Origin of the sequence: Phenylobacterium terrae (assembly GCF_042681205.1) — a bacterium.
Classification (GTDB): domain Bacteria; phylum Pseudomonadota; class Alphaproteobacteria; order Caulobacterales; family Caulobacteraceae; genus Phenylobacterium; species Phenylobacterium terrae.
Map to the genome: position 1 here is coordinate 1549755 of NZ_JBHUEY010000001.1, position 12328 is coordinate 1562082.

The 12328-nt window shown below is 73.1% G+C and carries 10 protein-coding genes and 1 pseudogene; 5 read left to right on the plus strand and 6 right to left on the minus strand.

Annotated elements, in window-relative coordinates; all coding sequences use genetic code 11:
• Window positions 1-41: 41 nt before the first annotated feature.
• Window positions 42-725: a response regulator transcription factor gene (locus ACFSC0_RS07785; protein WP_377284435.1), complete on the plus strand. Its 684-nt coding sequence runs from the start codon at window positions 42-44 to the stop codon at window positions 723-725.
• A 103-nt stretch (window positions 726-828) separates the two neighbouring features.
• Here ACFSC0_RS07785 and ACFSC0_RS07790 read toward each other — a convergent pair whose 3' ends face one another.
• Both ACFSC0_RS07790 and ACFSC0_RS07795 read right to left on the minus strand, forming a co-directional pair.
• A complete protein-coding gene (locus ACFSC0_RS07790; RefSeq protein ID WP_377284436.1) occupies window positions 829-1635 on the minus strand; it encodes an exodeoxyribonuclease III in 807 nt (268 codons plus the stop codon).
• 248 nt (window positions 1636-1883) lie between these two features.
• The gene (locus ACFSC0_RS07795) at window positions 1884-2525 is read right to left on the minus strand and encodes a LolA family protein (protein ID WP_377284437.1); all 642 of its coding nucleotides are present in this window, start codon (window positions 2523-2525) and stop codon (window positions 1884-1886) included.
• Window positions 2526-2650: 125 nt separating this feature from the next.
• On the opposite strand from ACFSC0_RS07795, the pseudogene ACFSC0_RS07800 reads away from it, so the two are divergent.
• Window positions 2651-2749, plus strand: a pseudogene (locus ACFSC0_RS07800) (hypothetical protein); the annotation flags it as partial.
• On the opposite strand, the gene ACFSC0_RS07805 reads toward ACFSC0_RS07800, so the two are convergent.
• Window positions 2746-5097, minus strand: a complete 2352-nt coding sequence (locus ACFSC0_RS07805) for an FtsK/SpoIIIE family DNA translocase (protein WP_377284438.1) — start codon at window positions 5095-5097, stop codon at window positions 2746-2748. The pseudogene ACFSC0_RS07800 and the gene ACFSC0_RS07805 sit on opposite strands and share 4 nt — an antisense overlap.
• A gap of 247 nt (window positions 5098-5344) precedes the next feature.
• Between ACFSC0_RS07805 and ACFSC0_RS07810 the strand changes: the two genes are divergently transcribed.
• The 3 genes from ACFSC0_RS07810 to ACFSC0_RS07820 all read left to right on the plus strand — a co-directional run bounded on the left by ACFSC0_RS07810 (window position 5345) and on the right by ACFSC0_RS07820 (window position 8841).
• Window positions 5345-7123, plus strand: a complete 1779-nt coding sequence (locus ACFSC0_RS07810; protein WP_377284439.1) for a hypothetical protein — start codon at window positions 5345-5347, stop codon at window positions 7121-7123.
• Window positions 7124-7206: 83 nt separating this feature from the next.
• Window positions 7207-7587, plus strand: coding sequence for a hypothetical protein (locus ACFSC0_RS07815; protein WP_377284440.1), 381 nt, complete (start codon window positions 7207-7209; stop codon window positions 7585-7587).
• 60 nt (window positions 7588-7647) lie between these two features.
• Window positions 7648-8841 carry an MFS transporter gene (locus ACFSC0_RS07820; protein ID WP_377284441.1) on the plus strand — a complete coding sequence of 398 codons (1194 nt, stop codon included), beginning with the start codon at window positions 7648-7650 and terminating at the stop codon, window positions 8839-8841.
• Here the strand turns inward: ACFSC0_RS07820 and ACFSC0_RS07825 are convergent.
• From ACFSC0_RS07825 to ACFSC0_RS07835, 3 genes are all read right to left on the minus strand, one after another.
• The gene (locus ACFSC0_RS07825; RefSeq protein ID WP_377284442.1) at window positions 8838-9737 is read right to left on the minus strand and encodes a dienelactone hydrolase family protein; all 900 of its coding nucleotides are present in this window, start codon (window positions 9735-9737) and stop codon (window positions 8838-8840) included. The two genes, ACFSC0_RS07820 and ACFSC0_RS07825, sit on opposite strands and share 4 nt — an antisense overlap.
• Before the next feature lie 77 nt (window positions 9738-9814).
• Window positions 9815-11296, minus strand: coding sequence for an ABC transporter permease (locus ACFSC0_RS07830; RefSeq protein ID WP_377284443.1), 1482 nt, complete (start codon window positions 11294-11296; stop codon window positions 9815-9817).
• Window positions 11293-12225, minus strand: coding sequence for an ABC transporter ATP-binding protein (locus tag ACFSC0_RS07835; RefSeq protein WP_377284444.1), 933 nt, complete (start codon window positions 12223-12225; stop codon window positions 11293-11295). Before ACFSC0_RS07835 ends, ACFSC0_RS07830 begins: the two co-directional genes overlap by 4 nt.
• Window positions 12226-12328 lie beyond the last annotated feature (103 nt).

Consider the following 12328-nt stretch of genomic DNA (forward strand, 5'->3'; position numbering starts at 1 on the left):
TGGGGTTGGCCCGGCGGGGTGGAACAGTGCATGTTCCCTGCATGGCCCAACGCAAGACCCTGCTCATCGTCGACGACGACGAGGACCTGCGCGGCGCGCTCGCCGAACAACTGGAATCCGAGGACTTCGACGCCCTGCAGGCGCCCACCGCCAAGGAGGGCGTCAGCATCGCCCGCGACCGGCGACCGGACCTGATCCTGCTGGACGTCGACCTGCCCGACATGAACGGGCGGGAGGTCTGCCGCGAACTGCGCAAGGGCGGCGTCGGGGCGCCGATCATCATGCTGACGGCGGCGGACACCGACACCGACACCATCGAGGGGCTCGAGGCCGGGGCCAACGACTACGTCACCAAGCCGTTCAAGTTCGCCGTGCTGATGGCCCGCATCCGGGTGCAGCTGCGCAACGCCGAACAGTCCGAGGCGGCGGTGTTCCGGCTGGGGCCCTACGAGTTCCGCCCGTCGGGCAAGATGCTGGTCGACGATTCCGGCAAGAAGATCCGGCTGACGGAGAAGGAGACCAACATTCTGAAGTACCTCTACCGGGCCGGCGAGAAGCCGGTGCCGCGCGAGGAGCTTCTGGCCGAGGTCTGGGGCTACAACGCCGGCGTCACCACCCACACGCTGGAGACCCACGTCTACCGCCTGCGCCAGAAGATCGAGCCGGACCCGTCCAACGCCCGGCTGCTGGTGACCGAGGCGGGTGGATACCGGCTGGCGCCGTAAGCTGACGGTGACCGGTCGCCGTGCGACGCGCGGCTGCCCGTCACCCATCGCGGCGCGAGGTGACAGGTAGCGGCGGCTTCGGCCGCAACCCGTCACCGGGGACTCACAGCACCAGGTCGGCGCTGACGGGGGCGTGATCCGACGGCTTGGCCCACTCGCGGCAGTCGTCGTGGACGCGGGCCGAGGCGCAGCCGAGGCGGAAGGCGGCGTCCCTCAGGCCTGGGGAGGCCAGGATGTGGTCGAGCCGCAGGCCGCGGTTGGACATGCGGAAGTCCAGGGCCCGATAGCTCCACCAGCTGAACAGCTTCTGCGGCTCGGGAATGCACTCGCGCGGCAGGTCGATGAAGCCGATCGAGGCCTTCAGCGCCGCCATCGCCGCCACCTCGACGGGCGTGTGGCTGACGACCTTCGACATGTATTTGTGGTTCCAGACGTCGTGCTCGCCGGGCGCCACGTTCAGGTCGCCGGTGACGATCAGCGGGTCCTTTGGATCGCGCTTGGCCATTTCGGCAGTGAGCTTCTCGAAGAAGTCGAGCTTGTGGTCGAACTTGGGGTTCTCGGTCCGGTCGGGCACGTCGCCGCCGGCCGGGATGTAGAAGTTCTGGATCTCGACGCCGGCGACCTTGGCCGACACGCAGCGGGCGTGGCCCTCGCGGCAGAGGCCGAGCTCGGGAGCGTCCTCGAGCGGCAGGCGCGAGGCGATCGCCACCCCGTGCCAGCCCTTCTGGCCGGCGATCTTCAGGTAGGGCAGGCCCATCTCGACGAAGGCGTTCACCGGGAACTCGCCCTCGCGGCACTTGATCTCCTGCAGGCACAGCACGTCGGGGGCCTGCTCGGCGACGAAGCGGGCGACCTGGTCGACGCGCATGCGGACCGAGTTGATGTTCCAGGTGGCGATACGAAGGCGCATGGCGGCTATCTAAGCGGCGCCGCGGCCCTGCGCCATGCGGCCGATGCGGCCCACCAGAGACGAGAAAACGCCCGGGCGCTGGAGAGAAGCCCGGGCGTCAAGTTTGTCTCTCATGCCGCCGCCGGGAGGGGATATTCCGGCACGGGCAGGCTGGACGCAGCCGTCACAGCCCTCGTGTGTGACATTATTGGAACGCCGTAAGCCAAAGTCAACGGCAAGAATCGAAAAGCTTGCGTGTCGCCCAAATGTCACATCTTGCCGCGACCCACCCCGCGCGGACGCGGATCCTTCAGCACGAACAGCGAGTTCGCCAGGCCCGACGTCGGCTGCAGGTTCGACAGCCGCACACGCGTCGCCCCGCCCTGCGGGTCCGTCACCGTCCAGCCGAGCAGCCGCATGGGGCTGTTGGAGAAGGTCAGGGTGATCTGGCCGTCCGCCTGGCGCTTGCCGTCGCGGGCGGTGATCGAGAAGCCGTCCGAGTGGCGGGTCACCCGCGTGACCACGACCCCGCGGTCCAGCCGGATCTGCTTTGCGAGGAACAGGTTCAGCGGCGTCGCGCCGAGGGGGTAGCTCTCGAAGGTCTTCAGCTTGGTGTTGTGGATCGACACCAGCGCCCCGTCCGAGACCACCAGCAGGCCGGCGGGCGGATCGTAGGCGAACCGGGCCTTGCCGGGCCGCTTGAGGTAGAGCGCGCCCTGGGTCACCGCCCCGCGCGGGTCGGTCTGCACGAACCGGCCCTTGGCCTCGCCGAGCGACTGCAGGTAGGCCACCGCCTTGTCCACCAGGGCCTTGTCGGCGGCCGAGAGCGCCGGCGCGCCCTGGGCCAGCGCCGGGACCGGCAGGGCCGCGAGGCCGAGCGCCAGGGCCCGGCGGGTCATCGTGGAAGTCATCCAAGCTCCAATCGCATCTCTTCGGGCGGCCATAACGCACGTAGGCGCTATCTGGCGCCGCCGAAAGGCGCGGGTATGGCGGACGCGACCTGAACCTGGGGTGATCGGGCGCACCAACTTCCCGTCATCCCGGCCGTAGCGTAGCGGAGAGCCGGGACCCAGGCTCCGAGGCGGAGGTGCTGGGTCCCGGATCGGCCTGCCGGCCGTCCGGGATGACGTTCTAGATCGGCGGCGGGCCGGCGAGGATCTCGCGCTTGCCGGCGTGGTTGGCGGGGCCGACGACGCCTTCACGCTCCATCCGTTCGATGAGGCTGGCGGCGCGGTTGTAGCCGATCTGCAGGCGGCGCTGGACGTAGCTGGTGGAGGCCTTGCCGTCGCGGGTGACGATGGCCACGGCCTGGTCGTAGAGGTCGTTGCCGCCGCCCTCGCCGCCGAGGTCCAGCGCGGCCTCCTCGCCCTCCTCGTCGCCGCCGGCGGTGACCTCTTCCAGGTACTGCGGCTGGCCCTGCTCGCGCAGGAACTTGGCGACGGCCTCGACCTCCTGGTCGGCGACGAAGGGGCCGTGCAGGCGGGTGATGCGGCCGCCCCCGGCCATGTAGAGCATGTCGCCCTGCCCCAGCAGCTGCTCGGCGCCCTGCTCGCCCAGGATGGTGCGGGAATCGATCTTCGAGGTGACCTGGAAGCTGATCCGGGTCGGGAAGTTGGCCTTGATGGTGCCCGTGATGACGTCGACCGACGGGCGCTGGGTGGCCATGACGAGGTGGATGCCGGCGGCGCGGGCCATCTGGGCCAGGCGCTGGACGGCGCCTTCCACGTCCTTGCCGGCGACCATCATCAGGTCGGCGACCTCGTCGATCACCACCACGATGTATGGCATCGGCTCGGGGTTGATCCGCTCGCTCTCGTAGATCGGCCGGCCGGCGTCGTCGAAGCCGGTCTGGACGGTGCGTTCGAAGTGCTCGCCCTTGGCCGCGGCCTCCTTGGCGCGCTCGTTGTAGGAGACCACGTTGCGCACGCCGATCTTGGACATGCGGCGGTAGCGGTCCTCCATCTCGCGCACGGTCCACTTGAGCGCGACGATGGCCTTCTTCGGGTCGGTGACCACGGGGGCGAGCAGGTGCGGGATGCCGTCGTAGACGGAAAGCTCCAGCATCTTCGGGTCGATCATGATGAACCGGACCTGCTCGGGCGGCAGGCGGTAGAGGATCGACAGGATCATCGCGTTGACGCCCACCGACTTGCCCGAGCCGGTGGTGCCGGCGATCAGCAGGTGGGGCATCTTGGAGAGGTCGGCGATGTAGGGCTCGCCGCCGATGTTCTCGCCCAGCGCCATCGGCAGGGCCTGGGTGGTCTTCTCGTACTCCGGCGAGGCCAACAGATCGCGCAGGTAGACCGTCTCGCGCTTCTGGTTGGGCAGCTCGATGCCGATGGCGTTACGGCCGGAGACCACCGAGACGCGGCAGGCGGCGACGCTCATCGAGCGGGCGATGTCGTCGGACAGGGCCACGACCCGGGCGCTCTTCACGCCGGCGGCCGGCACGAGCTCATAGAGGGTGACCACAGGGCCGGGGCGGATCTGGTCGATCTGACCGCGGACGCCGAACTCGGCCAGCACGCTCTCCAGGAGCTGGGCGTTCTGGCGCAGGGCGCCTTCGTCGAACTGGGCGGCCCGGGGCTTGGGCTTGGCCAGCATGGCCAGCTCCGGCAGCGCGAAGCCGCCGGGCCGGGCGAACTCGAAGCTGGCCTGGGCCTCGCGCACCTCGCGGCCGGACTCCCTTGGCGGCGCCTTGGGAGCCTTGATGTTCAGCGGAATGGGGGGCGCGGCCGGCGCAGGGGCGACCTCGGGCTCCTCCTCGTCGTCCTCGAAGGCGGCCACGGGCGCAGGGCTTCGGATCTCCAGGCCCTTGCGGCGGGGCGCCTCGGCCGGCGCCGGCGCGCGGCCGGACGGCTTGGCCTTCGCCTTCAGCTTCGGCAGGCCGGAGAGCTGCGGCCGCGGCAGCGCCAGGGCGTAGGCGAGCGTCCCGGCGGCGATCAGGCCGAGCACCCCGCCGGCGACGGCCTTGGCCGCCGGCAGGCGGGCGAAATCGAGCAGGCCGCCGAGCAGCCCCATCATGGCCTCGCCCCAGAAGCCGCCCAATCCCTTGGCCAGCGGCCAGGTGGCGGGCGGCGCCGGCAGCGCCAGCAGGCCGGCGAGCGCCACGATCCCGACGGCGCCGATGAGCGCCCGGCGGCGCAGCGCCTTGCGGGTCAGGTCCGGCTCGGGCGTCGAGACGCGCGAAAGGCCCAGCAGCACCATGATCAGGGCCGCAAAGCCCGAAGCCAGGCCCAGCGACTGCACGCCGATGTCGGCGACCACGGCGCCGGGGCCCCCCAGCACGTTGGTGGGCCCGTAGGCGGAGGCGGCGTTGAGGCTCGGGTCGGCGGCGTTGTAGGTGGCCAGCGCCACCGCCAGGGCCACGCCCGCCACGGCGATCAGGCCGCCGCGCAGGCGGGCGGTGTTCGGGTGCGTCCAGGCCAAGGCGGCGATGTGCAGCCCCAACTCTACGCCCGTACGCCGCGCAGTCCGCGCCATCAGACACCCCATGCTCGATTCTTGGCCCATCTGTGCCCGCGCGAGGGTTAAGAGGCGTTTACTGTGAAGGCTGAAGCGTGGCCGGAGCGCCCACTCCGGGCGCCCGGGCCACGGTCAAGCTCCGCCGCATTCCCGCCGCAAGGGTGAACCGGAGCTTACCGGCGGATCAGGCTGCGTTCAGGCGCGTTGGCGGAAGGTCGCCAGTTCGAAGCGCCGCAGCGCGCGTAGCTCGACGAGGATCGCAGTCATGCCCTCGCCTGTCCGCCGGCGTCCGAAGGCCGCCGTCCTGCTGGCCGCCACGGCCCTCAGCCTCGGCCTGTCGGCCTGCGAGCTCGAGGATGTGGCCTTCTGGGACCGGCCGGCCTCAGCGCCTCTGGACCTGCCGCCGACCTTCGATGCGCCGCCGCCGCCCCTGGCGCTGGCCCCCGACCCTTGGGAACTGCCGCCCGCGCCGCCGGCCCGGATCGGCCGGCTGGCCTCGTACGACAACGGCTACGCCTGGGCCGAACGGGCGTACGCGGTCGACCAGGCCTTCTATCGGGCCCCGCCGGACTACGGCTTCATCTATGACGAGGTCCAGCCCTGGGTCTGGGAGACCGAGGACGACTGGATGCTCTATGCCGAGCCCATCGATCACGGCTACCGCTACTATTACTACGAGCCCGAGGACGACTACCCTTACTTCATCCGCGATGACGAGTTCGGCTACGGCTACGACGACGTCGGCCGGCTGGTGATCATCTACGACCTGGCGGGCCAGATCCTGCCGCAGAACATCCTCTACGAGCGGGCCGACCACGCCGGCCGTTACTGGGCGCGGGCCCGGGAGCTGCGCCGGGCCGCCCGGCGCGAGCGGCGCCTGCGCGTCGAGGAGACGCTGTGGCTGGCCCGCCAGCCGGTGGTGGCTCAGAGCCAGACGGTGTGGATCGAGGCGGCCGCCCGCGAGGACGACTGGCGGGCCTACCGCGACCGCACCGGGGCGCGCGAGCTGCGCCGGTTCCGGGACGAGCGCGAGCGCCGCGAGCGTCAGATCGCCCGCCTGGAGCGGGCGCAGGAGCGGATCGAGCGGCGCCAGGCCCGGCGCCAGGACGAGGCCGAGCGCCGGCAGTTCGCCGCCCTGCCCGCCCCCGAGCGGTTCGGCTTCCAGGGCGAGCGGCGGGACGAGCGCCGCGCTGAGCGGGAGCCGGCGGACCGCCGCCTCGAACGCGCCAGCGAGGCCGTGCGCGAGGGGCGCCAGGCCGAGCGTGAGGCGCGGCGCGAGGCGCGCCAGGTCCAACGCCTCGAGCGCCAGGACCGTCCCGAGCGTCGGCAGGCTGAGGTCCGCGAGGCCGAGCGCCCGGCGCGGCAAGTCGAGCGCGCGCAGCGGCAGGCCGAGCGCCAGGCCCGGCCCGAGCGGGGGCAGCAACAGGCGGAGCGGCAGGCTCGCCGTGAGCAGGAGCGGGCCCAGCGCCAGGCCCAGGCGCAGGCCCAGCGCGGACAGGCCGAGCGGCAGGCCCGCGCTGAGCGCCAGCAGCAGGAGCGCGCCGAGCGCCGTGCGGGCCGGGAGCGCACCGCCGCGGACGCCGCCCGCGACGCCAACGCCTGGGTGGAGCAGGGCCGCCAACGCGAGGCCCGGGAGCAGCGCCAGCGCGCCCAGGAGAGCGAGCGCCAGGCCCGCCGCAACCGCGAGGCGTCCGAAGCGCGCGCGGCTCAGGAACGGGCCGAACGCGAGCGGGGCCGCGCCGAACGCCAGGCGCGCGAGCGGAACGAGGGCGAGCGCCAGGCCATGGCCGCGGAGCGTCAGGCCCGCGCCGAACGTGAACGTGCGGAGCGGTCCGGCCGCGAGCGGGCCGGGCGCGAGTCCCGCCAGCAGCAGCAGCGGGCGGAACGGCAGGCGCAGCGCGAGACGCGGGCGTCGGACGGCGGCGGGGGCGACCGCTCCGCCGAGCGGGCCCAGCGGCAGGCCGAGCGGGAGGCCCGCCGGTCCGAACGCCAGGACGGAGACGGAGGCGGAAACGGCGGCGGGCGCGCCCGCGACAAGGACTAGCCGCTCTCCGGGGCGCAAAGCCGCAGCGCGTTCACGCTTCCGCTTTTCCGAGGCTCGCACTAGGGTCCGCGGCCATGTGGACCATGCCCCGCTCCGTCCTGCAGGTCGTCGCCGTGCTGATCGGCCTCGTCGCCCTCGGCGGCCTCGGCCTCGGCTTCGTCAGCGCGCCTGAGCGGGGACGGCTGCCCGGCGAGGCCGCGCCCGGCGGCCCCTCCTCCGCCGCCATCGATGCGCCGGACGCGACCCCGATCATCGACGCCCCGCCTCCTCCCCCGCCCGAGAAGGCCGAAGAGGAGAAGGAGGAGGACAAGAAGGCGGACGAGGAGGCCGACGCCAAGCTGGTCGAGAAGGCTCCGCCGCCGGCGCCGCCGCCGGTGGTCGTTCCTGAGCCGGCCGAGCCCATCGCCCCGCCGCCCGTGGAGCCCGAGGCCCCGCCGCCCCCGAGCGAAATCCCGCCCTTCTAGGCTTCGGCCTCAGCTCGGGCGTTGCCGCCGGCCGCGACGCGGCGCAGCTTGAGCGCCGCTGTGGGCGAGCCTTCCTCCGAAACCGATCCTTCCCCGCCGCTGCGCGTGCGCCGCGCGGTGGCGACCATCGGCGCGACCCAGACGATCGGCTACGCCGGCAGCTTCTACCTTCCCGCGCCGTTGGCCGGCGACATGGGCCCGGCGGTGGGCGCCTCGCCGGCCTTCGTGTTCCTGGTCTTCTCCGGCGCGCTGCTGGTGACCGCCTTCGCCGGCCCAGCGGTCGGGCGGCTGATCGACCGCCGGGGCGGACGGGCGCCGCTGGCGGCGGCCTCGGTGCTGTTCGCCGTGGGCGGCGCGGCGCTCGGCCTGGCGCAGGATCCGCTGCAGCTCGGCCTCGCGTGGGCGGTCATCGGCGCCGCCATGTGCCTGGGCCTCTACGACGCCGCGTTCGCGGGGCTGGTGGGCTGGTACGGCCAGGACGCGCGCCGGGCGATCACCGGCGTGACCCTGATCGCCGGGTTCGCCAGCACCATCGGGTGGCCGCTCACCGCCTGGCTCGAGACCCAGGTCGGCTGGCGCGGAGCCTGCTTCGCCTGGGCCGGCGCCAACCTGCTGATCTGCCTGCCGCTGCACCTGTCCCTGCCGAAGGGCCGCGCCGTCCCCGGCGCCCGCCAGGAGGGCGGCGAGAGCGACGCCCCGGCTCCCGAGCGGCCGCTCCTGACCCTCGTCCTGCTGGCGACCGCGTTCGCGCTCATCGCCGGGATCTCCTCGGCCGTGTCCGCCCACCTTCCGGCGATGCTGACCGCGCTGGGCGTCGGCGCGGCCGCCGCGCTCGGCGCCGGCGCCCTGCTGGGACCGGCCCAGGTCGGCGCGCGGCTGGCCGAGTTCGCGCTGGTCAGGCGGGTCCATCCGCTGGTTTCCGCACGCGTCGCGATCGGCCTGCTGCCGCTGTCGGTGGCCGTGCTGCTGCTCGCCGGACCGCCGGCCGCGGCGGCCTTCGCCATCCTCTACGGCGCCGGCAACGGCCTCTACACCATCGTACGGGGGACCCTGCCCCTGGCCCTGTTCGGGGCGGCGGGCTTCGGCGCGCGGGCGGGGATGATCAACCTGCCGGGCCGCCTGATCGGGGCGGTCTCGCCCTTCCTGCTGGCCATGGGTCTGGCCGCCTCGCCGAGGCTGGCGGTGCTGGGGATCGGTGTCTGCGGGCTGGCCGCGTTCGCTATCCTGCTGCTGCTGCGGCGGCCGCGCGGCTAGACCGGCCGCGGCGCGACGCCGTTGCGGGCGAAGTGCAGCAGCATGCGGGCCCAGCCGTCCTGGGCCGCCTGGGCGTCGTACTGGGCGCGATAGTCGGCGTGGAAGCCGTGCTGGGCCTCCGGGTAGACGATGATCTCGCTGCCGCGCTTGCGGTGGGCCGCCAGCGCCTGCCGCATGGCCTCCACGTCCGGCAGCGGGATGCCCTGGTCCTTGCCGGCGTAGAGGCCGAGCACCGGCGCCCGGAGATCGGAGACCAGCTCGATCGGCCACCGCCGCTCCGGCTCGCCGAGGAAGTCGCCGGGCTTGGGCCGCGCCAGGCGGCCGTACCAGGCCACGCCCGCCCGGAACTCGCGGAACCTGGAACAGGCCAGCCAGACCACCGCCCCGCCCCAGCAGAAGCCGGTGATCGCCATCCGCCGCCGGTCGGCGAACGGGGCCCGCGAGAGGAAGGTCAGGCCCGCGCGCAGATCGCCCATCACCTGCGCGTCGGAGGCGGTGGAGACGATCTTCCGGATTTCGCCGAAGTCGCTGATCGTCGACGGGTCCTGGCCGGAGCGGACGAAGAAGTCGGGGGCCAGCGCCACGTAGCCGAGCTTGGCGAGCCGGCGGCAGACGTCGCGGATGTACTCGTGGACCCCGAACACCTCCGAGACGACGACCACCACCGGGAATCGTCCGGGGGCGTCGGGGCGGGCGAGATAGGCGGGGATCGGCCGGTCGGCGGCGGGCAGCTGCACGGTCTCGGCGACCAGTCCCGCCTCGTCGGTGTGGATCGGCTCGGCGTCGGCGCTGAGGGCGTAGACGGCGTAGCCCCCGAAGGCGGCCAGCCCGAGCGCGCGCCGGGACAGGTGGAGATCCTCGGGCCGGGTCCCCTCCGGCCGGGTCAAGGTCGGCATGGCGATCTCCGACGGATGCGGCTGGCCCAAATCCTGAGCCCCGCCGGCCCGCGAGTCAAAGACCCCCGGTCGCTGGTCTAGTCGCCGGCCTTCGCGCGCATGAGCCGCGCCAGCTCGCCCAGCCGGGGCGGCTGGCCGGTGCGCAGCAGGTTGCGCCGGAAAAGCCGGCCCAGCAGCACCAGCTCCACGGCGATGAAGGCGACCAGCAGCACCGAGGTCCCGACCGCCTCGGCGACCGAGACGCCCTGGCCCATCCGCGCCAGCATGGCGAACGGGGTGTAGATCGGGATCCACGGCAACACCGTCGGCAGGAAGCCGTCCGGATTGCGCATCATCTGGCCCATCAGCAGCATGAACGGCAGCAGGACGGTCAGCATGATCGGCGTCAGATAGCCCTGCGCGTCCTGCATGGAGTCGCTCATCGAGCCGACCGCCAGGAACAGCGTCGCGTACATCACCTGGCCGGCGAAGAAGTAGAAGAGCACCGCCGCGAGCAGCCAGCCGCCGCCCGCGGCGGGCGTCACGGCCTTGATGACCTCGCCGACCGGCCCGTCGACGCTGGCCGCGGCCAAGGCCGCGCAGCCGCCCCACGCGCCGATCATGATCAGGCCGACGGCGCCCAGGCCGAGCAGCTTGCCGTACATCAGCTGGGCGGGGGTCACGCAGGCCAGGACCGCCTCCAGGAGCTTGTTGGAGCGCTCCTCCATCACCCCCTGCAGCAGCAGCGAGCCGCTCATCAGCATCGACATCAGCAGCAGGTAGGCCGCGCCCAGCGGCAGGATGGAGCCGGCCGTCATCCGCGAGGCGGGCCGCGGCGGCGCGGAGGTGACCAGCACCGGCGCCTGGAGCGACTCGATCGCCGCGACCTTCTCGGCGGGCACGCCGGCGCCGGCCAGGGCCTGGCGCCGTAGCTGCCGGGCGAGCTCGCTGCGGACGACCTCGATCACCGTCGCGCTCGGCACGCCGCTGGTCCAGACGCGGACGGCGGCCGTCGTCTCTCCGAACTGAGGCGGGATGTAGACGACGGTGGTCAGCCTGCGGCGGCCGTAGTCGGTGGCGGTCTGCTCGCCGATGAAGGCCCAGACCGCCGCCTCGACCGCGGCGGGGTCCCTGGCGGCCGCGACGCTGCGGGGCGGGGCGGCCTCGGCGACGGCGGGCGAGGGCGGCTCGAACGGCGGCGCTTCCTCGGGCAGCCGGGTCTGCAGCGTCCGCAGGCGCGCCGGCGCGCCGCCGGAAGCGATGAACTCGGCGACCTCGGCCTCGGAGAACCAGCGGCGGGGCTCGGCCGGCCCCTCGCCCAGCCAGCGCGCCTCATAGCGCGAGAGCTCGATCAGCACCTGCCGCTGGTGACCCATCTCGAGCCGTTGCCGGATCGCCGACCCGTACTGGCCCGTGCCGTCGACCAGCATGTAGGCCACGCCGCCTGAGGGGCCGCCGAGCCGCTGGCCCAGGTAGGTCACGCCGAGGGCGAGCGGCAGGACCAGCAGGCTGATCCAGAAGCCGCGGGTGCGGACCACCTGGCGGAACTCGCGCCAGGCGATGAGCAGCACCGCCCTCACGCGGCCTGCTCCAGCGGCTCGGCCTTGTCGCCCACCAGGTGCAGGAAGACCTCGTGCAGGCTGGCCCGGCGGGTCTCGAAGCGGCGCAGCGGCACCCCGCCGGCCATGCAGGCCTGCAGCACCTCGGCGGGGTCGGCGCCGCGCTTGAGATCGACCTCCCACTCGCGCCAGCCCTCGGCGTCGGCCTCGCCCGCGGGCCTGACCGCCCGCACGCCGGGCAGGCCGGACGGGTCGCTGCGGCTGGAGAGGGTGATCTTCACCGGCAGGCGCGCGCGGGCCTGGTCCGGCGTGCCCTCGAACACCTTGCGGCCGCGCGAGAGCAGCAGCAGCCGGTCGCTCAGCCGCTCGGCGTGCTGCATCACGTGGGTGGAGAAGATCACTGAGGACCCGGTGCGGGCGAGGTCGAGGATGGTCTCCTCCAGCACCGCCTGGTTCACCGGATCGAGGCCGGAGAAGGGCTCGTCGAGGATCAGCAGGCGGGGTCCGTTGACCAGGGCGGCGGCGAGCTGGACCTTCTGGGCCATGCCCTTGGAGAGCCGCTCCACCGGCTGCTTCGCCCACTGGGAGAGCCCGAACCGCTCGATCAGCTCGGCGCCCGCCCGGGCGGCCTGCCGACCGCCCATGCCCTTCAGCTGGCCGAAGTAGGTGACGGTCTCCAGCGGCGTCATCTTGCGGTAGAGGCCGCGCTCCTCGGGCAGGAAGCCGAGCTCGGGGGCGACCGCCGGCCCGGGCCTGCGCCCCAGCACCTCGATCCGGCCGGAGGTGGGCCGCAGGATATCCAGAACCATCCGAAGCGTCGTCGTCTTGCCCGCGCCGTTGCCGCCCAGGAAGCCGAACACCTTGCCCTCGGGGGCCGAGAAGCTGAGCTCGTCCACGGCGGTGAAGTCGCCGAAGCGCTTGACGACCTCTTCGAGCTTCAGAACCGCCACGCCACTCCCCCTCGGCCGCCAGGCGAGCGTGGCAGAGGGCGGCGGGCCGGACAAGCGGAGCGCGAGGCGCGCCCACCCTCCCCATGAAGCGTGGAGAGGGCTA